Source organism: Jeotgalicoccus nanhaiensis (assembly GCF_015235105.1).
Taxonomy (GTDB): domain Bacteria; phylum Bacillota; class Bacilli; order Staphylococcales; family Salinicoccaceae; genus Jeotgalicoccus; species Jeotgalicoccus nanhaiensis.
In genome coordinates this window covers 122,556-145,384 of record NZ_JADGLW010000003.1, presented here as the reverse complement: position 1 = coordinate 145,384, position 22,829 = coordinate 122,556, and the positions used below count along the sequence as shown (strand labels likewise).

At 45.1% G+C, this 22,829-nt stretch carries 18 protein-coding genes and 2 tRNA genes; 2 read left to right on the top strand and 18 right to left on the bottom strand.

Translation table 11 applies throughout. From position 1 onward, the window contains the following. Nucleotides 1–2: 2 nt before the first annotated feature. From yycI to hutP, 17 genes are all read right to left on the bottom strand, one after another. Nucleotides 3–740: a two-component system regulatory protein YycI gene (gene yycI / locus IR135_RS05270; RefSeq protein ID WP_135097354.1), complete on the bottom strand. Its 738-nt coding sequence runs from the start codon at nucleotides 738–740 to the stop codon at nucleotides 3–5. Beyond that, nucleotides 740–2,056, bottom strand: coding sequence for a YycH family regulatory protein (locus IR135_RS05265; protein WP_135097352.1), 1,317 nt, complete (start codon nucleotides 2,054–2,056; stop codon nucleotides 740–742). Before IR135_RS05265 ends, yycI begins: the two co-directional genes overlap by 1 nt. Further along, on the bottom strand, nucleotides 2,049–3,899 hold the full coding sequence (gene walK / locus IR135_RS05260) for a cell wall metabolism sensor histidine kinase WalK (RefSeq protein ID WP_135097350.1): 1,851 nt from the start codon (nucleotides 3,897–3,899) through the stop codon (nucleotides 2,049–2,051). Before walK ends, IR135_RS05265 begins: the two co-directional genes overlap by 8 nt. Beyond that, nucleotides 3,900–4,601: a response regulator YycF gene (gene yycF / locus IR135_RS05255; protein ID WP_115885549.1), complete on the bottom strand. Its 702-nt coding sequence runs from the start codon at nucleotides 4,599–4,601 to the stop codon at nucleotides 3,900–3,902. A gap of 118 nt (nucleotides 4,602–4,719) precedes the next feature. Further along, nucleotides 4,720–4,792: transfer RNA gene (locus IR135_RS05250), tRNA-Asp, on the bottom strand. 33 nt (nucleotides 4,793–4,825) lie between these two features. Beyond that, nucleotides 4,826–4,897: transfer RNA gene (locus IR135_RS05245), tRNA-Glu, on the bottom strand. Nucleotides 4,898–5,166: 269 nt separating this feature from the next. After that, on the bottom strand, nucleotides 5,167–6,459 hold the full coding sequence (locus IR135_RS05240) for an adenylosuccinate synthase (RefSeq protein ID WP_135097348.1): 1,293 nt from the start codon (nucleotides 6,457–6,459) through the stop codon (nucleotides 5,167–5,169). A 117-nt stretch (nucleotides 6,460–6,576) separates the two neighbouring features. Then, nucleotides 6,577–7,965, bottom strand: a complete 1,389-nt coding sequence (gene dnaB, locus IR135_RS05235) for a replicative DNA helicase (protein WP_115885551.1) — start codon at nucleotides 7,963–7,965, stop codon at nucleotides 6,577–6,579. Between the two features lie 24 nt (nucleotides 7,966–7,989). Next, nucleotides 7,990–8,436 carry a 50S ribosomal protein L9 gene (gene rplI, locus IR135_RS05230; RefSeq protein WP_115885552.1) on the bottom strand — a complete coding sequence of 149 codons (447 nt, stop codon included), beginning with the start codon at nucleotides 8,434–8,436 and terminating at the stop codon, nucleotides 7,990–7,992. Continuing rightward, complete coding sequence (locus IR135_RS05225; protein ID WP_135097346.1) at nucleotides 8,433–10,409, bottom strand: DHH family phosphoesterase; 1,977 nt, start codon at nucleotides 10,407–10,409, stop codon at nucleotides 8,433–8,435. The genes rplI and IR135_RS05225 overlap by 4 nt, the downstream gene beginning before the upstream one ends. 2 nt (nucleotides 10,410–10,411) lie before the next feature. Then, complete coding sequence (locus tag IR135_RS05220; protein ID WP_135097344.1) at nucleotides 10,412–11,332, bottom strand: DUF2232 domain-containing protein; 921 nt, start codon at nucleotides 11,330–11,332, stop codon at nucleotides 10,412–10,414. Between the two features lie 75 nt (nucleotides 11,333–11,407). Further along, complete coding sequence (serS, locus tag IR135_RS05215; RefSeq protein WP_135097342.1) at nucleotides 11,408–12,685, bottom strand: serine--tRNA ligase; 1,278 nt, start codon at nucleotides 12,683–12,685, stop codon at nucleotides 11,408–11,410. Between the two features lie 302 nt (nucleotides 12,686–12,987). Next, a complete protein-coding gene (hutI, locus tag IR135_RS05210; RefSeq protein WP_135097340.1) occupies nucleotides 12,988–14,220 on the bottom strand; it encodes an imidazolonepropionase in 1,233 nt (410 codons plus the stop codon). Continuing rightward, the gene (gene hutU / locus IR135_RS05205; RefSeq protein ID WP_135097338.1) at nucleotides 14,220–15,878 is read right to left on the bottom strand and encodes a urocanate hydratase; all 1,659 of its coding nucleotides are present in this window, start codon (nucleotides 15,876–15,878) and stop codon (nucleotides 14,220–14,222) included. Before hutU ends, hutI begins: the two co-directional genes overlap by 1 nt. 12 nt (nucleotides 15,879–15,890) lie before the next feature. Further along, a complete protein-coding gene (locus IR135_RS05200; protein WP_135097336.1) occupies nucleotides 15,891–17,207 on the bottom strand; it encodes a YjiH family protein in 1,317 nt (438 codons plus the stop codon). 94 nt (nucleotides 17,208–17,301) lie between these two features. Beyond that, on the bottom strand, nucleotides 17,302–18,792 hold the full coding sequence (gene hutH / locus IR135_RS05195) for a histidine ammonia-lyase (RefSeq protein ID WP_135097334.1): 1,491 nt from the start codon (nucleotides 18,790–18,792) through the stop codon (nucleotides 17,302–17,304). Nucleotides 18,793–18,887: 95 nt separating this feature from the next. After that, entirely contained in the window at nucleotides 18,888–19,331 is a 444-nt protein-coding gene (gene hutP / locus IR135_RS05190; protein WP_228063433.1) for a hut operon transcriptional regulator HutP, read from the bottom strand. A 166-nt stretch (nucleotides 19,332–19,497) separates the two neighbouring features. Between hutP and IR135_RS05185 the strand changes: the two genes are divergently transcribed. Together IR135_RS05185 and IR135_RS05180 are read left to right on the top strand one after the other, a co-directional pair. Then, nucleotides 19,498–19,965 (top strand): DUF2975 domain-containing protein, encoded by a 468-nt coding sequence (locus IR135_RS05185; protein WP_167753366.1) that lies wholly within the window; start codon nucleotides 19,498–19,500, stop codon nucleotides 19,963–19,965. After that, complete coding sequence (locus IR135_RS05180) at nucleotides 19,962–20,168, top strand: helix-turn-helix domain-containing protein (RefSeq protein ID WP_115885561.1); 207 nt, start codon at nucleotides 19,962–19,964, stop codon at nucleotides 20,166–20,168. Before IR135_RS05185 ends, IR135_RS05180 begins: the two co-directional genes overlap by 4 nt. An 89-nt stretch (nucleotides 20,169–20,257) precedes the next feature. On the opposite strand, the gene gyrA is transcribed toward IR135_RS05180, so the two are convergent. Continuing rightward, a complete protein-coding gene (gene gyrA / locus IR135_RS05175; RefSeq protein ID WP_135097330.1) occupies nucleotides 20,258–22,825 on the bottom strand; it encodes a DNA gyrase subunit A in 2,568 nt (855 codons plus the stop codon). Between the last annotated feature and the right edge of the window lie 4 nt (nucleotides 22,826–22,829).

The window sequence follows — 22,829 nt, the reverse complement described above, 5'->3', positions numbered from 1 at the left end:
GTTCACTCTCTTTCAATAATATCTTCTGTCTGACTCAGCGCATCGATGTACAGCATACGTTCAATGCCTTCATCAGTAATTTCAAACTGCCATTTCGGGCGCATCATAATCTGGTCATCTTCTTCCAGTATGATGTAGTAGCCGAGGACCGCACTTTCTATGACTGCATTATCAGTAATATTTTCCTGTATATACAGTTCCTCAACAATCACTTTCGGATGACGCACATTCTGTTCCACAGCATAATCGCTTTCTTCGATGTTCTCTACATAGCCCTGAGTCATACTTCCTGATTCTTCGCTGAAGTACAGTCTTGCTGCTTCGTGGCTGAAGATTGGATAGCCATCGTAATGCTGGTTAAATGTTATCGTATCGGGTGTGCTCATTATTTTATCATAATGGTATTCTTCGCCTCTGTAAATCGAATTGTCTTTGTAGGTCTTCAAACCTTCCGGAGCGAAGGTTACCGTGTCGTCGAGCGGCAGGGTCAGCACCGTATCGTTTTCCGACATATCTTCTTCGTGGTCAAGTTCTGCCGGATCACCGATAATAATCTGCATCTGGACGTTTTCAAATCCATCCAGTGCACTGGTGTCGATATTCGTTTCCGACAGGACATTCGTCGTATCTGCCAGTTCTCTGACTTCTTCATTCGATTCGTTGTACAAAATATAAATAAGGACTAAATTCATCAGCAGGAAGGCAGCTATAAAAAGGGATTTTGTTAATTTCCAATCCATCAGGACAGCCCTCCCTCATTTAATTTCATCCACGCACCGTCATATTTAACATACCATTGCGGCGTATAATCGATAAACTCCAGATCCGTTTCTTCATCGGCATAAGTCATATCATAACCGAGAACGATTTTAGATACTTTCTGCAGATCAAAATTGTCATGCAGCGCAATCTGGTAGCGGACGTTTTCAATATCTAAGAGTTCCACTTCTTCTTCATCCGATACTTTTGCATTGGTCTGTATCAGCGGCCGCGTATATTCATAGACTGAATTCGCGCCGTATTTTACAGTAATCGCAGTGCTCAGTCCTTCGCTGAAGACGACACGCCCGTTTAAGGTCGAACGGAAGGTCGCTGCATTTTCGCTCGCTGTATAATCAAAAAGCACATTGTTCTGGGACAGCCCGTTATGCGAGTTTAAGAAGTAGTATATATCCTGAATTGTCCGGTGGTTATTGCCGCTCGAAGCAGTCGATTCATTAAGATTTGTATAAGTGTACTCATACGTTTCTGTATTATATGTAGCAATATGATTTTCATCTTCATAAATTGCTACATCTCCTTGTGACGGGCTTTCCATCGGAGAATCTAAAAATAATATACGGTTCATAACGTCAGTATTAACCTGGCTTATCATAAATCGTTCAGTATTAATTTCACCGGGTGAAGACGGCCCGTAAATTGCTGTCTTGTTATTCGATGTCTGCTGGTTGGTAATAATCGGTGTATAAGCTTCGAAAGTATCGCTGTATGATTCAACATGTCCTTTTAAGAAGTCAGCAGCAATATCGGTTTCAACGACTGCAACTCTCGAACGGTTTTCATCAATCAGGTTAAAGACAACGTTACCTTCTTTCATATCAACCACGATGCGGTCAAAAGAAAAATCGGGCAGGGTGGAGTCGTGCGACAGGCCGAGTGTCTGAAACAGGGATTTTGAGGGCACATCCGAGAAATAATCGATGATTAGAAACTCTTCCTCATTACTTTCTTCTCCTCTGACATTCAGACGGTTGAGACTGTTATACACATTCATGCTCGTAATATTGGAACCTTCCAAGTTCTCCCGGATGCCGATTAAAGCCCGCGGACCCGTCGTGCCGCGCGTATTGTTTTCACCTTGTATCCAGACCAGCTGATATGTGCTCATAACCTGTTCAAAAGGTACGCTCTCACCCTGGCCGATATTCGTCGTTCCTTCAATTGTTGTGTCAATTTGAGAAAACTCCGGTTCGTAACTCCAGACGAGATAGGTCAGTACTGCACTCGAAGCAACGATGACGATTAACAGGATGGATTTCAGCCATTCTTTATACATCCCACTCATCCTCCTCTATCACTTCACAAGGTAAGTTGATAAAGATTGTTGTCCCTTCATTTTCTACACTGTTTGCCCATATTTTACCGTTATGCGCTTCGATAATTTCTTTCGAAATTGCAAGCCCGAGACCTGTGCCGCCCATTTTACGCGCACGGCCTTTATCCACTCGGTAAAAACGGTCAAAAATCCGCTCTACTTTATTATTCGGTATGCCAAGTCCGTAGTCTTTTATACGTATCGTCATCCGGTTATATAAAGTATTCTGCTTCAGGTGAATATCGACGCGTTTCGGTTCGCCATGCTGATATTTAATCGCATTGGACAGCACATTATCCAGCACCTGTCCCATTTTATCCACTGAGATATCAGTGAAGAGAGGAGCATCCGGAATATGGCGGGTGAACACAACATCTTCTTTGTGAGTCATCTCAAAACGGTCGATTACACGGTTAATAAAGAGTTTAAAATCAACCACTTCTTTTTGAATTTCTTCTGCATCGTTATCCATACGCGATAATTGCAGCAGGTCTTCGACAAGACGTCCCATCCGGTCAGTCTCAGCACGTGTTACGCTCAGGAATTTAGGTGCGATTTCTTCATCCTGCCATGCACCTTCCTGGAGTGCTTCGATATAACTCCTCATGGAAGTCAAAGGTGTGCGCAGTTCGTGCGACACGTTGGCAACGAATTCCCGGCGTTCTGCATCGATGCGTTCCTGTTCTGTAACGTCATGCAGTACAGCGATATAACCGTTGATAAATCCGGTATCTGTAACGATTGTAGAGAAGTTGACGCGTAACGTCGTTGCTTCATCTGCAGTATCGATAAAGATTAAATGACTGTCGTTTGCTTCCTGGATAATGTCTTCCAGATTCAATTCTTCACCGAGACGCAGCAGCTCCAGCATATTTTTGCCGTGCAGCTCGTCCGAATCCATACTTAAATTAAGCATGCCGACTGCCATTTCATTAACGATACGGATGCGTCCTTTTCTGTCCGTGGCGATAATACCATCCGACATATGAGTAATTACCGAATCGAGACGTTTTTTTTCACTTTCGGTGTTCGACTGGGCTTCCTGCACTCTTTTTGACAGAATGTTAAAACTGCCGGCCAGCTGGCCGATTTCATCATCACTGTAAATCTGAACACGTGATGTATAGTCACCTTCAGACATCAGGAGCGCCTGGTTTCTCATATCTGTAATCGGCTTCGTAATCGTCCGCGCGACAAAGATACCGAGTATACTCGTAATCACTAAGGAGAACAAGGTGGCGATAATAAATGTATTGTTAATCGCTTCGAGCTGCATATATATACTTTCAACATTTGACTCAACGTAAATAACACCGGCCACTTCATCATTGACGGCGACCGGCTGATTTAAAATCCATACGCGCTGATTGTCTTTATCGACGTTGACGAAAATTTCATCATTTGCGATGCCGGACTCGAGAGCATCCTGCGACATCGGTTCATTGACGCGGGAGCCGACAAGCGACTCGTTTGATATTCTGCTCGTCCCGACGAGAATATTATCCGTATTTACATAGCGGATTTCTTCAATTTCAGGACGGTTGCCGTAATCAGCCAGCAGGCTTTGAATTTCTGACCGCATCTGTTCACGGTCATCTCCCGTTTCCTCGAAAATTTCTTTAATTCGTGTATCAATCAGAGTGACCTGAGAATCGATATTATTTTTAAAGTTCCCCGTTAAATCACGCTCCAGGCTGTTGGTAAAATACAAACCGATAATCTGCATTCCGATAATAATCAGAAGCATGTATATCATTACCAGTTTAAACTGGAGCGACTGCAGGTTTTTTAAAAACTGCTTCATCTAGTCATCACCTTTAATATAATACCCGACGCCGCGGCGTGTCATGATGTATTCCGGATGACTTGGATCGTCTTCGATTTTTTCTCTTAAACGGCGCACCGTAACATCCACCGTCCGCACATCGCCAAAGTAATCATAGCCCCATACTGTTTCAAGCAGGTGTTCGCGTGTCATGACCTGGGATTTAAATTTTGCCAGATATAAAAACAGCTCAAATTCGCGATGCGTCAAATCGATATCTTTACCGAATTTCTTAATCGCGTAAGAGTCGGGGATAACAGTAATATCCCGAATATATATATTTTTATCTTCCGGTTCGTCTTCTTTCGTACTTACCGTATTATTGCGTCGTAAATTCACTTTCACACGGGCGATTAATTCACGCGTGGAGAAAGGTTTTGTCACATAATCATCCGCACCGAGCTCAAGTCCCAGCACTTTATCTATTTCGGAATCTTTGGCGGTAAGCATAATAATCGGCATATCGTGTTTTTTACGAACTTCGCGGCACACTTCCATGCCGTCTATACCCGGCAGCATAATATCTAGAAGAACAAGATCCGGCACTATATCCAAGATCAGTTCCAAGGCATCATTGCCGTCGTAGGCGCAGTGAACTTCGTATCCTTCTTTTTGCAGATTAAATTCGAGTATATCTGCAATTGGTTTTTCATCATCAACAACAACTATTTTCTTGGCCATTTAGATGTCCCTCATTTCACGTGTACATATTTTGTACGTAAACTTATCCATCTTTAAATGTATCACTTTTCAGACAAATAAAAAAGTCTGCCAGCATAAATGCTGGAGACTTTATTGACGGTCCCGACGGGAATCGAACCCGCGATCTCCTGCGTGACAGGCAGGCATGTTAACCGCTACACCACGGGACCAGTTTATATACCGTTTTATAATCAGAAGAAAAGTGACCCGTACGGGACTCGAACCCGTGTTACCGCCGTGAAAGGGCGGTGTCTTAACCGCTTGACCAACGGGCCATGGTAAATATTATGCGATTTGCACAAGATTTATTATAACATGATTGTGAATTTGAATACAACACTTATTTTGGAACATTTGACCTGGATGCAGAAAAATAGGGCGATTGGCGTGGAAATATGTTTTTATCGGGAATGACGGGGTTTCATTGCGGAGCAAACGGATTTATTCGGGAATGACAGAGTTTCATTGCGGAGCAAACGGCAAAACTTGCACAATCTGCACAAAAAAAACCGGACATCATGATGTCCGGTGCTGCAATAAAATATTACTTCTCATCCCAGAAGTTTTTTAACAGGTTTGTCTGGTTTCTGTCTGGTCCAACAGAGAAGATAGATGCTTTCACACCGCACAGCTTCTCAATTTCACGCAGGTAGTTATATGCGTTTTCCGGCAGTTCTTCCAGTGTTTTAACACCGGTAATGTCCTCTGACCAGCCCGGCATTTCTTTGTAAATTGGTTTCGCGCGTTTTAAATCTTCCAGTGTTGCTGGGTATTCTGTAATTTCAACGCCGTCGATTTCATAAGCAGTACAGATTTTAACTGTTTCAAGTCCGCTCATTACGTCGATTGAGTTCAGCGACAGATCTGTAATACCGCTGACGCGTCTTGAGTGGCGAACAACAACTGAGTCGAACCAGCCTACACGGCGCGGACGTCCTGTTGTTGTACCGTATTCACGGCCGACTTCACGGATGTGGTGGCCGTCTTCGTCAAACAGCTCAGTAGGGAAGGGACCGTCTCCAACGCGTGATGTATATGCTTTACATACACCGACAACATTTTTAACATGTGCAGGGCCGACACCGCAGCCGACAGTAACATTTCCTGCTACCGGGTTGCTTGATGTAACGAACGGGTATGTCCCGTGGTCAACGTCGAGCATGACACCTTGTGCACCTTCAAAAAGAACATTTTCACCTTCAGTGAAAGCATCGTCGAGCAGTTTGGCAGTATCGCATACGTAAGGTGCCAAACGTTCTGCAGCAGCTTTATACGGTCCGTAGATTTCATCAAATGTGAATCCTTCGTGATCATATAATGCTTTCAGCATATGATTTTTCAGTTCCAGATTTTCTTTCAGACGGCGTTTAAATACTTCATCGTCGATCAGGTCAGCCATGCGGATACCAATGCGCTGAACTTTATCTACGTACGATGGACCGATACCACGTTTAGTCGTACCGATTTTATTATCGCCCCGTGCTTCTTCTTCCAGTTCATCCTGTGTAAGGTGATATGGAAGTATAACCTGAGCACGGTTTGAAATACGCAGATTGTCCACGCTGATGCCCCGTTCAAGCAATCCGTCCAGTTCTTTTATAAGAGATAACGGGTCAATCACGACACCGTTGCCGATTAGAGATAGTTTATCTTCGTAGAAAATTCCTGATGGTACGAGGTGAAGTTTATAAGTTTCCCCGCCAAATTGAATCGTATGACCTGCGTTGTTCCCACCTGAAAATCGTGCAATAACGTGTGCATCTTCCGACAGGAAGTCCGTAATCTTACCTTTACCTTCGTCTCCCCACTGTGTTCCAACAACTACTGTTCCAGACATATGATTGCCCCCAAATGATTGATTAATTTTACCGTTACCAATGTTACCAATAATCTTTACAAAAATCAACGAAAGTCCGAACGTTTTTCGTTGGACTATCGAAAAACATTCGGACTTCTATGCCGGCGGTATATAATTATCGTCAAAATCACGTGTATCCTGGTCAAAAAAGCTGCTGTAGGATTTATTGAAAATTAATTTAACAGTTCCTGTCGGACCGTTACGGTGTTTCGCTAAAATAATCTCTATTTCATCCTGCACGCTTTGTGCGCCTTCTTCTTCATCCTCGCCGTCACCGCGGTTGTAATAGTCATCGCGGTACAGGAAGGCAACGATATCCGCATCCTGCTCGATGGAACCTGATTCACGCAGGTCACTCATCATCGGACGCTTATCCTGGCGCGATTCAACACTACGCGAGAGCTGACTCAATGCGATTACCGGACACTGCATTTCACGGGCGAGACCTTTCAGCATCCGGGAAATTTCCGAAACTTCCTGCTGGCGGTTTTCTCCCTGGCGGCTGCCGGATCCCTGAATCAGCTGCAGGTAATCGATAATCACCATATCGAGTCCGTGCTCCTGTTTTAAGCGCAGGCATTTCGCACGGATTTCATTCACGCGGATACCCGCTGAGTCATCGATAAAAATCTTCGAATTAGCAAGTGTCCCGATAGCTGTCGTGAAGTTATCCCAATCCTGGTGGTCGAGCGAGCCCTGACGCAGTTTCGTCGCGTCAATCATACCCTGGCTTGAAATCATTCTGCTGACGAGCTGGTCAGCTCCCATTTCAAGGGAGAAGACCGCTACGGTGTAGCCGTCCGGCGACGTGCCGACATGGCCTGCAATATTTAAAGCAAAGGCTGTCTTACCCATCGAAGGGCGGGCGGCTAGAATAATTAAGTCGTTGCGGCCGAAGCCCGACGTCATAAAATCGAGATCGCGGTAGCCTGTCGGAATACCGGTAATACCCGAATTATTTCCTGCGAGCGCTTCGATTTGTTCGTAAACTTCGTGCACGACTTCTTTCATCGATTTGAAACCGTCGCTGCGGCGTCCTTCTGATACACCCATAATACGGGATTCAGCTTCCGCCAGCAGCTCGTTAATATCTACTTCATTCTGGAAGCCGTCGCTCGCAATTTCATCAGCCACGCTGATGAGTTTGCGGCGCAGCGACTGCCGTGCAATAATATCCGCATAGAACTGCCAGTTGCGGCTCGTCGGTGTGACGTTTGATAATTCACCGAGATAACGCGGATTTACCGTATTATTCAGCTCATCCATACTGCGCAGTTTATCGGTAATCGTCACGACATCGAGCTCGGCATTTTCTTCCGACAGAAGCATCATCGCACGGAAAATCTGCTGGTGCTCCGGACGGTAAAAGTCTTCCGGTGCTATAATTTCAGTGACATTTAAAAAAATGGAGGAATCGATGAAGATTGCCCCAAGCACCGATTGTTCTGCATCATTATCATGCGGCATTTGGCGATTCATTTCCATTATCGATTCCTCCTGTTATTCATCTTACTGTTCAACAACGTGTACTTTTAACTCTGCTTCCACTTCGTTGTGCAATTTAATAGATACTTTGTGATAACCTAAGCTTCTAAACGGTTCAGGCATATCCAGCTTGCGTTTATCAAGTTTGATATCGTGCTGCTTCTGATACGCTTCGATGACCTGCTTAGAACTTACAGAACCGAACAGACGGCCATCTTCGCCGGCTTTCGTTTTGATTTCTACTTCCTTGCCTTCAAGTTCAGCTTTTAAATCTTTCGCAGCCTGAAGCTCATCAGCTTCCTGCTGGCGGGCTTCTTCTTTCTCGGCATCCAGTTTTTTAAGGTTTACAGCATTCGCTTCTTCAGCGAGTCCTTTTTTGAACAGGAAGTTATGCGCATAACCTGTTGCTACTTCTTTCACTTCGCCTTTTTTGCCTTTATTTTTAACATCTTTTAAAAAGATTACTTTCATTCCTCTTCACTCCTATTACTTATAAAAGTATCAATTACTTCTGTTAATTCATCGTATGCTTCATCGATGGTTTTGCCTTCCATGCGCGTCGCTGCATTCGTTAAATGACCGCCGCCGTTCAGCTGTTCCATAATAATCTGCACATTGACCTTGCCTAATGAACGGGCTGAAATTCCTATTGTCTCATCTTCTCTTAAAGCCATCACGAATGATGCCTGGACACCTTCGATCTGCAGAAGCTGGTCTGCCGCCTGGGCGACTGTGACAGGGTGATAGGTCATCGTTTCGTCCGCCTTGACGATGGCGATGCCTTCATCGCTTATTTCTGCGGATTTAATTAAATCACTCCGCGCGATAAACGTATCGATATCATCTTTTAAGAACGTCTGGGCGAGTACAGGGTCCGCACCGTTGCTTCTGAGATAGCTCGCAGCATCAAAGGTGCGGGAGCCCGTACGGAGAGTGTAGTTCCGCGTATCCACGATAATACCTGTCAGCATAATTGTCGCTTCGATGCGCGACAATTTATTCTGCTTGTTCTGGTATTCCAGAAGTTCCGCCACAAGTTCACTCGCGCTGGACGCGTACGGTTCCATATAAACGAGCAGGGGATTCGATATCATCTCGTCAGCGCGTCTGTGGTGGTCGATGACCACTTTGCGCGTTGACTTGTTCAGTATATCCTCATCCAGCACCATCGACGGGCGGTGAGTATCGACGATTACAATCGTCGTTTTCGGTGTCATCTTATCCCAGGCCTCTTCGCTGCTGATAAAGGTCCCGTACAGCTCTTCCCGCGATTCAACTTCTTTCATCAGACGGGACAGCGTATCATCGATATCTTCATCATTTAAAATGATATGCGCTTCGATGCCGTTGGAACTGGCGATCTTAGCTACACCGATCGATGAACCGATAGAGTCAACATCGGGGTTTTTATGCCCCATGATAATGACGTTGTCGCCTTCTAAAAGAATATCGCGGAGGGCATGCGCCATAACGCGGGCTTTGACACGCGTGCGTTTTTCCATCGGATCGGTTTTACCGCCGTAAAATCTCGCACTGCCCTTAATAGTTTTAATCGCAACCTGGTCGCCTCCGCGGCCGAGGGCAAGATCGAGACTCGACTGCGCCAGTTCGCCCACTTCGATAAAGTCCGCGGATCCTTCACCGATTCCCATACTTAGAGTAATCTGGGCACCGTGATCCGCTGAGTTTTCACGAACCTGGTCGAGCAGCACAAATTTAGTTTTTTCAATTTCAGCGAGGCTCTTCGCGGACATGACCATCATAAAGCGGTCATTTGAAAAGCGGCGCAAATATATATTATGCTCCTGCGCCCAGTCATTAATCGTGTTCGTCAGACTGTTATTTAAATCGCTTTTCAGCGCTTCGGTCATATTCTGCGTCATATCATCATAGTTATCAAGGAACAGAATTCCGATAACCGGGTCTTTATCTTCAAGCTGCTTCTGCATCGTTTTCTCTTCGGTAATATCGATGAGCAGAAGAGCGTTATGCTCCTGATGATAGTGAACCTGATAGTTCTTGTCGCTGTATGACGTATCGATTGTCTGAATATTATTCGCCTTCAGCGTCGTCATTATATTCGGGAAGACACGGTTAATCGGTTCATGGTGAAAGTCTTCCGGAATTTCCTCCGACATAAACTGGTTCAGCCATGAGATCTCCTCGTCATCATTCAGTAAAATAACACCGAGAGGCAGATCATCAATGACGTACTGTCTCGCGCCAGCGATGTCTTTTGACAGCTCGACAACTCTGTTTTCAGTGAGCACTAGCCAGCGGTAGAGGTAAACATATACCAGCGCTAGCAGCAAGATGCTGACGATAATGGCGACTATGCCAAAAACAGTATGGTTAATGACAATAGCAATGCTAAGTATAGAAATATGAAATGCCAGCACAATAAACGGTATAAGCATCAATTTTTTATCTAAAACTTTGAACATTGCTATTTCCTCCTCAATTCCATGATTAATCGAATTCTAAAGATCATTTCGAACAGTCCGATAAGTACAGTGACAGGTCTGAAAAGTACGAGCGGTATTAATATAATAGCAGCCAGCACTTTGTTCAGTTTTTTCTGAAGCATGAAATAATAAGCGAATGCAAGCCCGTGGATGAACAGTCCCCACTCCAGGAGGAGAGAAATATTACTGTACAGGGTAATAGTGCTTTCTTCCCAGCTGCCGCTGAACAGCATGATGATGAAAATCAGCAGATATAAATAAAGCAGCATTCTCGGCATCATCCATCTGTCAAAACTGCGGTAGTGCCACATTTCCCTGCTGTCCTGAGGTAATATTCTGACGATCAGGATAATGTATAAGGCAAGGAAAAAACTGCCGATTATTAAAAATGCAGGCAGGTTCTGGAAGTATAAATCCATCGACTGAAGAATCGTCTCTCCGTCTACACCTGCAGGCGTCAGTTCGCTGACAGCATTGAGCTGTTCAGCATACCAGTTTCTGAAGGTCGAATATATTTCCGATAAAGGTCTTAAGAAACCGAGCATCTGCATGACCACAACTGCCGCCATCGTACTTAAACCGATAGCGAATGTCGTATAAAACAGCGTCAGTTCCTGCGACATGTTCTTATCGAGCGTATGGGCAAGAAGACTTGTAATGATGTATAAAATTATAAAGCTGCCCGCAGCAAGCGGCGACAGAAACAGTACTGCCGGTATAAGAAAACTGAAAAATAAAATCCAGTAGTTGACGTTCGACTGCTGCCTGATTTTCAACAGTAAGTATATTGCAAATGGCATCACGACAGGACCGAATATTAAGGTGATCTCCGTGAGCATAATATAAGCTACAACAGCGAGCAGTGTAAGGGTTAAGGTACCCGTTGGTATTTTGTTGTTCAATGTTACACTCCTCTTTTAGTACTTTTAAAAATGAATGCTCCTATTGGTCTTGAATAGGAGCATTCGGTATTTATATTATAACCTTTCGAGCTTCTCCTGACCACCCATATATGGCTGAAGGACTTCAGGTACAGTCACTGAGCCGTCTTCGTTTTGGTAGTTCTCAAGGAGCGCTGCCATCGTTCTGCCGACAGCAAGTCCGCTGCCGTTCAGCGTGTGCAGCAATTCAGGTCTAGAGTCTTTGTCTCGTTTGAATTTAATGTTTCCGCGGCGTGCCTGGAAGTCCGTCATATTTGAAATAGAGCTGATTTCCTTGTAGTCATTATAGCTCGGCAGCCATACTTCAACATCATATGTTTTCGATGATCCGAAACCGATATCGCCTGTACAGAGCAGCACTGTGCGGTGCGGAATATCGAGTAAGTTTAAGATGTTCTCGGCATGTTCTGTCATTTCTTCAAGTGCTGCCCATGAATCTTCAGGGCGTTCAAGACGCACCATTTCAACTTTGTTGAACTGATGCAGGCGGATTAAACCGCGTGTATCTCTCCCGGCAGAACCGGCTTCACTTCTGAAACATGCAGTCTGTGCAGTGAATTTCACCGGCACCTGGTCAGCTGCCAGCGTTTCGTCCTTGTGAAAGTTCGTCAATGTCACTTCTGAAGTCGGAATCGTATACATTTCCTCATCTTCGATTTTGAAGAGGTCCTCGCCGAATTTCGGCAGCTGTCCTGTTGCGTACATTGCTTCTGCACGAACAATCTGCGGCGTCATCATTTCACGGTAGCCATTTTTGTTGTGCACATCAAGCATGAAGTTCATCAGTGCGCGCTCTAGGCGGGCACCGTCTCCAGTATGGTAGACAAAGCGCGCACCTGATACTTTGGCAGCACGGTCGAAGTCGGCAAGTTCAAGGTCTTCTAAAATGTCCCAGTGCGCTTTCGGCTCGAAATCAAAGGAGCGGGGCTCTCCGGTACGGCGGATTTCCACGTTTTCAGAGTCATCTTTGCCTTCAGGCACGTCATCGTGAATTAAGTTCGGGATACGGCTCATTTTATCGTGATAATCACTTTGAATCGTATTCAGTCTTTCATCGATTTCCTTAATGCGTTCACCGACGTCCCGCATTTCCTTAATTACGTCCTCAGCATCTTCCTTGTTTTTCTTCTTCACAGCGATTTCCTGTGATACTTTGTTGCGGCGGCTCTTCAGCTCTTCCGTTTCAGCGATCAGTGCACGTCTTTCTTTATCCAGCTGTAAAATATCATCGATTAACACAGGTTCCAGCCCGCGCTGTGCTACTTTCTTTTTAACCGTCTCAGTGTCGTTGCGCAGTACTTTAATGTCTAACATGTGCATACCTCCAAAATTTTTATATTTAATGCTTAGATCAGGGAAAAATAAAAACCACGTCCCCTGAAAGGGACGTGGTCTACGCGTTGCCACCCTAATTAGCACCATTTACTGATACTATCTCTAACATTTTAACGGCTTTCACCGGCTACTTTATTTATCGAAAGACAGAAATTCGCATATCACGCAATCATTTCCACCAGCCATGATTTCTCTATAGACGCAGATATACTACTGCTTCTTTCAAAGTAGTAAATATTAACTTGGTGCTATTTTATAACGTGGCCTTTAAAAACGCAAGTTTATAAATTTAAGCCCGGACGTTCAAAAATCAGTTTGCCGTCTGCAATGACTTTGTAAGCATGGTTTACACCGTAGTGATATGGAATGTACTCATGATTAGGTGCATCCCAGACGACGATGTTCGCAGCATCTCCCGGCTCGAGCGTGCCGCGGTCGGCATCGATAGCGTGAGCTGCATTCACCGTTACCGCATTCCAGATTTCATTCGGCGTCATTTTGAGTTTCAACGCCGCAATAGCCATAATCATCTGCAGATTGTCAGTCACACAGCTGCCCGGGTTATAGTCAGTCGCGAGAGACACGGCGCCACCCTGATCAATCATGCCGCGCGCATCAGCGAATTCGTTTTTACCAAGATAGAATGTTGTCCCAGGCAGCAGTACCGCCACCGTATTTGAATCAGCCAGCTGCTTTTTGCCTTCTTCGCTCGCTGCCACTAAATGGTCTGCACTGATTGCATCCTGCTCAATCGCAAGTTCTAAGCCGCCGAGAGGATCGATTTCATCTGCATGGATTTTCACGCGGAATCCTTTTTCGCGTGCCGCTTCCATGTATTTTCTCGACTGGTCGACAGAGAATACACCTGTTTCCGTAAAGATATCAGCGAAATCTGCATAGTCTTTTACTTCATCGAGTAAATCCGTCATCTCCTGTAAAAATTCTTCAGCTTCTCTGCCTTTAGGAATGGCGTGGGGGCCTAAGAAGGTGTGACGCATCAGCACAGGGAATTTATCTTCCAGCGCTTTTGATACTTTAAGCTGTTTTAATTCGTTCTCACGGTCGAGTCCATAGCCGCTTTTGCTTTCAACAGTTAACACGCCGTGCTGAATCATGCGTGTCATGTTAACTGATGCTTTGTTTAACAGTTCATCGAACGACGCTTTCTGCGTCTGTTCAACTGTATTTAAAATACCGCCGCCCTGTTCAAGTATCGTTAAGTAGTCAACTCCCTGGCGTTTCAGTGACATTTCATGCTCGCGTGAACCGCCGTGCACGATATGCGTATGAGGTTCAACGAGGGCAGGGGAAACGATTTTGCCTTCTGCATCGATAGTTTCTTTTGTTTCGTACTCATCTGTTTTTGCTCCCGCATAGACAATCTTGCCGTCTTTAATAACAACAATAGCGTCATCGACAATGTTCAATTCGTCCATTTCTTTGCCTTTTAACGGTCCATCGGTTTTTTTCGGTAAAATTAATGACTTTATATTTGTGATCATTACATCATTCATTATTTATTCTCCTTTAACATTGGTATATTCACACCGCGTTCTTTCGCTGTATTGATTGCGATATCGTAGCCTGCATCTGCGTGTCTTGCCACTCCCATACCCGGATCTGTTGTTAATACGCGGCCCAGTCTTTTTGCTGCACGGTCAGTGCCGTCCGCGACGACTACCATACCGGCGTGAAGCGAGTAGCCCATACCGACACCGCCGCCGTGGTGTACACTGATCCATGAACCGCCCGCAGCCGTGTTCACAAGAGCGTTTAGAATTGCCCAGTCGCCGACTGCATCGCTGCCGTCTTTCATGCTTTCTGTTTCGCGGTTCGGACTGGCGACAGACCCTGAGTCCAAATGATCCCGGCCGATAACGATCGGCGCCGAAATTTCTCCGGACTTAACTAGTTCATTGAGGGCGAGGCCCATCTTCGCGCGTTCGCCGTAACCGAGCCAGGCGATGCGTGCAGGCAGCCCCTGGAAGGCAATTTTTTCTTCCGCCATATCGAGCCAACGCATCAATTTCTCATTTTCAGGGAAGAGTTCACGCATCTTCTTATCAGCAACCGCAATGTCGTTCGGGTCTCCGCTTAAGGCTGCAAAGCGGAAGGGTCCTTTACCTTCACAGAATAGCGGTCTGATATAAGCCGGTACGAAGCCCGGGAAATCGAATGCATTTTCAACACCTGTATCAAATGCCACCTGGCGGATATTATTTCCGTAATCGAAGACAACTGCACCGTTTTTCTGGAACTGCAGCATCGCTTCGACGTGTTTTGCCATCGAAGCACTCGATAGTTTCACGTATTCTTCTGAGTTTTCTTCACGCAGTTTTTTAGCCTCTTCAAGTGAGTAGCCTTCCGGCACATAGCCGTTTAACGGGTCATGCGCAGAGGTCTGATCAGTCACGACGTCAATTTCAAAGCCGCGGTTTAAGATTTCATGGTGGACTTCAGCAGCATTGCCGATTAAACCTATCGATAATGGTTTCCCTGCATCGCGTGCTTCTGCTGCAAGTTTTAAGGCTTCGTCCAGTGAATCAGTTTTAATATCCAGGTAACGCGTTTCAATCCGTTTATCGATTCTCGTTTCATCGACATCAACACAAAGTGCGACCCCTTCGTTCATTGTGACTGATAAAGGCTGCGCGCCGCCCATGCCGCCAAGGCCGGCAGTCAGTGTGATTGTGCCGCGCAGTGTGCCGTCGTAGTTCTGGTTCGCAAGCTCCGCAAATGTTTCATACGTTCCCTGAACGATTCCTTGTGAACCGATGTATATCCATGAACCGGCGGTCATCTGTCCGTACATCATCAAACCTTTTTTATCGAGTTCATTGAAGTGCTCCCAGTTAGCCCATTTCGGTATAAGTACCGAGTTCGACAGCAGCACTCTCGGCGCTTCCTCATGCGTTTTGAATACCGCAACAGGTTTCCCTGACTGAATCAGCATCGTTTCATCCGCTTCAAGATTTCTTAATGTATTTTCAATTGCTTCAAACGACTCCCAGTTCCGCGCCGCTTTACCAATTCCCCCGTAAACAACTAAATCTTCCGGACGTTCTGCAACTTCAGGATCCAGGTTGTTATACAGCATGCGGAGCGCCGCTTCCTGTTCCCATCCTTTACATTCGATTTCCAAACCTGTTTTAGCAGTAATTTTTCTAGTCATATTGTCATCCCCTTAAAATATTAATAATGCGATTGGTATTACAATTAACAAGCTGAGCACTGTGCGGATAAACCACACAGCAATTAGTTTCCATACTTGTAAATTCAAACTCGTACTTAATACCGCAGGAACTAAGCCGGATAAAAAGACGACAGCTGAAATAGAAGTCACCCCGGCGATAAACCGTGTCACAATGTCTGCTTCTGCAGCGAGCAGGGAAGGCAGGAACATTTCGACAATGGATATCGTTACCGCTTCAGCAATCAGCGGCACATTCTCAAGCGGAAACATATAGAGAAGCGGGTAGTAGACGTAGGAAATCCAAGTAATCACATCGGTATACTCCGCAATGATTAAACCGAGCAGGCCGATAGAAAGAACAGACGGCACGACTGAAGCGGTCATCTTCATCGCTTCAAGAAAGTTCGTCCATATATCTTCTCTCAGCGGACGCGCACTATGCGACTGCTGCTTCGCCTTGTACCATGCATACTCCAGTATGTTACCTTCGTAATCTTCTTCGGTGATGCTGTTTTTATCGTTGAAATATATTTCCTTTTCATTGCGTATCGGCGGCAGGTAAGCCGTCAAAGCAGTGACCAGGAAAGTCACAAGTATAACGATGATAAAAAACAGCACCCAGTGGTCCATCAAATCGAGTGTGCGTGCGACAACCACCATAATTGTCACTGAAACTGTGGAAAAGCCGGTCGCTATAATGAGCCCTTCCTTTTTGTTATACAAACCTTCTTTATACGTTCTGTTCGTTATCAGCAGCCCGACTGAGTAGCTGCCGACGAGAGAAGCCATCGCATCCATTGCCGAACGGCCGGGTGTTTTAAACAGTTTCCTCATGACCGGCTCCAGCAGCACTCCGATAAAAACGAGGAAGCCGTAGCCGAGAATGAGTCCAAGTGCTGCACCGCCAAGCGGAATTAAGAGACTCAAGTTGATAGCGAGCGAGTAGTATAGAAACGGCCCCATATTCTCATCAAGCACGAAAGCAGGACCGATATTAAACACAGCCATGACGCCGATAACGAGCCCGAGTATTTTAAAAATCGTAAACAGAATATTAAATGCACTCTTCTTCCATGTTTTAGTCAAAATCGGAATCAATGTGCCGGCAAAAACAACTGCCAGGGTGTAATACTGAATATTCTCCCCAAAAATGCTATGAATGACAGTGACGATATGATCGAGCATAATCGACCTTGTTCCGGACATGGTGACCGGTACGAAAAATAGAAACAGCCCGAGTGCACTGAACACAAAGAAACGCCAAATTTTAAAACCTTTTTCACGACGCATCTCGTTCCGCGAGACCATAACATAACCCCTTTACTGAATTACTTGATATATAAGACAAGCTTATATAAATTCTGAATTTTTAACAAATTCTTAAGGAGAAGTGCAAATTATTTTAATTAACTTCCGTTAATGCCTTAGACAAGTTATTAATTTCAATACTGAAGTTGCGGTCCTGGTCGATAAAGTCCGCAATCAGACGGTATTCGTCAAATTTTTTGCGCGTTGCCGGAGACAATTTGTCTTTACCTTTAATCTCTGCTCCCGTCATCGCGATAAACAGCTCTGTGGCCACCACGTAGCGTGCGTTGTTAATAATATCTCTCGCATGACGTGCACCGATTGTCCCCATTGATACATGGTCTTCCTGGTTGGCAGAAGAGGGGATAGAGTCGACACTTGCCGGGTGGGCGAGTGTTTTATTTTCAGAAACGAGACTCGCTGCGGCATATTGTAAAATCATTGCTCCAGACTGCAAGCCTTCTTCCGGGCTTAAGAAGGCCGGAAGATCACCGTTTAATGCCGGATTAACTAAACGTTCGATGCGGCGCTCGGTAATATTCGCAATTTCAGCGACACCAATTTTTAAGAGATCCATTGCAATCGCAATCGGCTGGCCGTGGAAATTACCGCCTGAATAGACTTCATCTTCACTGAAAATCAGCGGGTTATCGTTCGCTGCATTCATTTCTATTTCCAGTTTTTCTTTAACGTAGTTCAGCGTCTGCAGTGATGCACCGTGCACCTGCGGAATACATCTGATAGAGTAGCCGTCCTGCACGCGCACTTCGCCCTGACGCGTCGTCAGCTGTGAACCTTCCAGATACTCGAGCATTTTTTCTGCGACGTAGATTTGTTCGGGATAACCCCTTGATTCGTGAATCTGATGGTTGTATGCATCTGTAATGCCGTTCAGAGCCTGGTGCGTCAGCGATGCAATCCATAAGCTGTCGTGCATCAGTTTATCCGCTTCGATATAGTTAATTACACCCTGGGCCGTCATCGGCTGCGTGCCGTTAATCAGTGCCAGGCCTTCTTTTGCCTGCAGTGTGATCGGTTCGATGCCGAGCGACTCCAGCACATCGCGTGTATTTCTTCTCTCATCCATAAAGAATACTTCGCCTTCGCCGATCAGCGTCAGCGCCATATGCGACAAGGGAGCAAGGTCACCTGAAGCACCAAGTGAACCTTGTTCCGGCACCACCGGAATAATGCGTTTATTAATATATAGCCTCAGCTGCTCAACCAGTTCTCTTGTTACACCTGAGTGGCCTTTCAGCATCGTGTTTAAACGGAAAACCATCATTAACAATGCTACCGGCTGTTCAAAAGATTTACCGACACCGCAGGCGTGGGAACGGATTAAGTTTGTCTGCAGATCTTCCACTTTCTCTTTTGAAATTAAAACATCGCAGAACAGTCCGAAACCGGTCGTAATTCCATAAATTGTTTTACCTTCTGCGATGATGTTTTCCACTACTTTTCTGGAAGCATCCACACGCTTATAAGCATCTTCAGTAATTTCCACAGTGCTTTCGGAATTTCCCAGGAAATCTTTTACTTGATCAATCGTTAAATGCTCGCCGTCCAAATGTAAAACCGACATGATATCCCTCCTAAATTTACGTACAAAAAAAGACACAAAAATCCCATTGATTTTTATGTCCCTAATAACTAATGTCTATGACAATTCTATTTAATTTAAATATGATTAATACCGAGTCCCAAAGCTTCGTGCTCTTTGCCTCTGATCGGCGCACCGATTGTTCCGTAGAAACAGACAGCCAGCCATTCGCCTTCGTCATCGCTGCCGTATGGATTCCCTCTGACAATCGCAAACCTTAAACCGACAGTACGCATAATTTCCCCTACGCTTAAATCTCCGCGGGTCACGCCTTGGAGCGCTTCTAAAATTGCGTGATATAAAGAATGAGTTTCACGATAAATATCTCCATTAATGAGTCCGCCGCGCTTTGCAGCAGTTTCAACCGACGAGATGACTTTGCTTAAATCCATAGATCCGACTTTGCCCGTCATCACTTTAAATGACTTAAAGTGGGGCAGTATACGGAGTGCTGTTTCTTCATCAGTCAATGCAACGAGTGTAGTGAATTTACCAAATTCACGATGTGTACTTTGAGTCATAATATACCTGCCTAATCACTAATAACTATTTTTATTATAGCGCTTTCATAAAATAAAAACAAGAAAGTATGGTTTCTTTAATTTATCGATAAACGATATATTTTTATTGTTTTTAGATACGTTAGGTGGTAAATTTAATTTATAAAATATGAAAGCAGGAAAAACTGTGATTAAAAAAACGCTGGTGCTGCGCATTACGCTGCTGATTACCGCAGCGATTCTTATATTATTTGGATTTTTGATGGGAATACAGCTTTTCACTTCAGAAGGTGAGGTTTATGCCGTCGTATACATTGCGGTTGCCGTTGTCTGGATTGATATGATTTTAGGGCTGTTTATCGTGTATGCTTTAAATAAGCTGCTGACACTGATCGACAGAGATGAAATTTTCTCAAGTCACACACTGACCATCATGAACCGGGTTCAGAAACTGACACTTAGCATTGCTATCGCAACTATCGGTTTAATGCCGTTTTTCTTTACGCTTGCCGAGCTCGATGATGCACCTGGACTCGTCTTATTCGGAGCTGGGATAGTATTTATTCCATTCGCGATACATGTACTGGTCGTAGTGTTAAAAGAGACACTTTCGAAAGCAGTATCAATCAAACAGGAAAATGAGCTGACAATATGACGAAAATAATCGTAAATCTTGATGTAATGCTCGCCAAAAGAAAAATGAGCATGACGGAACTCGCCAATGAGGTCGGCGTGACTATGGCGAACTTATCGGTATTGAAAAACAATAAAGCAAAAGCCGTCCGCTTCTCGACACTGGAGAAAATCTGCGAAGTGCTGGACTGTCAGCCCGGCGATATACTGGAATACCGGAAATAGGGCGGGTTTTAGAATTCAACGCCAAATCGCTCAAAACAGCAAATAAGCACCGGGATTTCTGTTTAGAAATCCCGGTGCTTATTTTTTATCTATTCTTCTTCTGATTCTGATTCCGGATCGAGATTATCTTCGACTTCATCGGTTTCAACTTCAAGATTGTCTTCCGCTTCCAGTGTTTCCTCAGCCATCTCAGAACCTTCGTCTTCCAGTTCTTCTTCTGCAATTTCATTTTTCACTACCGCAACCGTCGCAACGTCCTGCTCTTCGTCTAAGCGAATGAGTCTCACACCTTGCGTATTACGGCTTGTAATTGATATCGCATCGATTGTCAGGCGGATAATAACGCCTTTGTCCGTCACGATCATCATATCTTCATCCCGGTCTACTGACGCGATAAACACCAGTTTACCGTTTTTGTCTGTCAGGTTCGCAGTTTTCACACCGAAACCGCCGCGTTTAATGGAGCGGTATTCTTCTTCATGTGTAAGCTTGCCGTAGCCTTTATCCGTAACGATAAGGACATGCTGACCCGGCTCAAGGACATCGACACCGACGACTTCGTCGTCACCGCGAAGGTTAATCCCTTTAACACCGGCTGCTGTACGGCCCATGCTTCTGACCTGTTCTTCTTCAAAGCGTATTAGTGAACCTTCGCGTGTTCCGAGCATGACTTCTGTTGAACCGTCCGTCAGACGCACACCGAGGAGTTCGTCTTCGCCCCTGAAGCTGATGGCAATTTTACCGTTTTTATTAATCTGCTTAAAGTCATCCAGCGGTGTACGCTTCACAAGACCATTTTTCGTCGCAAATAATAATTGGTAGCCTTCAGTTTCGTCTTTGTCTTTCACGCTGATCATCGTACTGATTTTTTCATCTTTTTCGATTTCAATCAGGTTAACAATTGGCAGTCCTTTCGACTGGCGTGACAGTTCAGGAATTTCGTAGCCTTTCAGGCGGTAAACTCGTCCTGTGTTCGTAAAGAACAGAATATAATCGTGTGTACTCATCGTCACAATCTGACTGACGAAGTCATCATCGATCGTATTCATGCCCTGAATGCCGCGTCCGCCGCGGTGCTGTGCGCGGTATGTCGAAGCCGGCAGACGTTTGATGTAGTTGTTATGGCTCAGTGTCACAACAATCTGTTCTCTCGGAATTAAATCCTCGTCTTCAATATCGTAAATGCTGCCGAGTGTAATCTCCGTCCGGCGTTCATCTCCGAAGCGTTCGCGGATATCCGTTAGTTCTTCTTTGATGACTTCAAGCAGTTTTTCGTCATCGTTCAGAATACTTTTCAGATATTCGATATTTTTAAGAATCTCATCATATTCATTTTGGATTTTGCCGCGTTCAAGTCCAGTCAGACGGCGTAATCTCATATCGAGAATAGCCTGGGACTGGCGTTCTGACAAGTCAAACTGGCTCATCAGGCTGTTTTTCGCTTCTTCATCCGTATCGGATGCACGGATTGTTTTAATGATTTCATCGATGTGATCGAGTGCAATCAGCAAGCCTTCCAGAATATGCGCGCGGTCTTCAGCACGTTTTAATTCGTATTTCGTCCGGCGCGTCACGACAACTTTCTGATGCTCTAAATAATGATAAAGTACTTCTTTTAAAGCGAGTACTTTCGGTTCGCCGTTCACAAGCGCCAGCATGTTGACACCGAATGATGTCTGCAGTGGCGTTTGTTTATAGAGATTATTTAAAATCACATTCGCATTTTTATCCTTGCGGATCTCAATAATAATTCTGACGCCTTCTTTAAGAGACGTTTCATCACGCAAATCCGTAATGCCTTCGATTTTTTTATCGCGTACTAACTCCGCGATTTTCTCAACGAGACGTGCCTTGTTTACCTGATACGGGATTTCTGAAATAACGATACGTTCTTTACCGTTCTTCATGAGTTCCACTTCACAGCGTGCCCGCATAATAACAGAACCGTGTCCTGTTTCATACGCGCGCTTAATGCCGCTTTTACCGATAATCAAACCTGCAGTCGGGAAGTCTGGCCCCTTAACGTGTTCCATCAGTTCCATGGTCGTAATATTCGGATTGTCGGCAAGCTCGAGTACCGCATTGATGACTTCCGTCAGATTATGCGGCGGAATGTTCGTCGCCATACCGACAGCAATTCCGCTCGTACCATTGACGAGAAGGTTAGGGAAGCGTGCCGGCAGGACAGATGGTTCCCGTTCGTTTTCATCATAGTTCGGCTGGAAATCCACTGTATCTTTATTAATATCACGCATTAATTCCATCGAGATTTTACTCATTTTTGCTTCGGTATAACGCATTGCTGCTGCACCGTCGCCATCCATGGAACCGAAGTTCCCCTGGCCGTGAACGAGCGGGTAGCGGTAACTGAAGTCCTGAGCCATACGCACCATCGCATCGTAAATTGAGGAGTCACCGTGCGGGTGGTATTTACCCATAACATCTCCGACGATACGGGCTGATTTTTTAAACGGCTTGTCAGAAGTCATACCGTTATCGTGCATACCGTATAAAATTCTGCGGTGCACCGGTTTCATGCCGTCTCTGACATCGGGCAGCGCACGAGATACGATAACACTCATGGCATAGCTTAAAAACGAGCTGCGCATCGTTTTCGTAATATTTATTTGCTGAAATTGTTCATCATGGTCCGCCATAAAT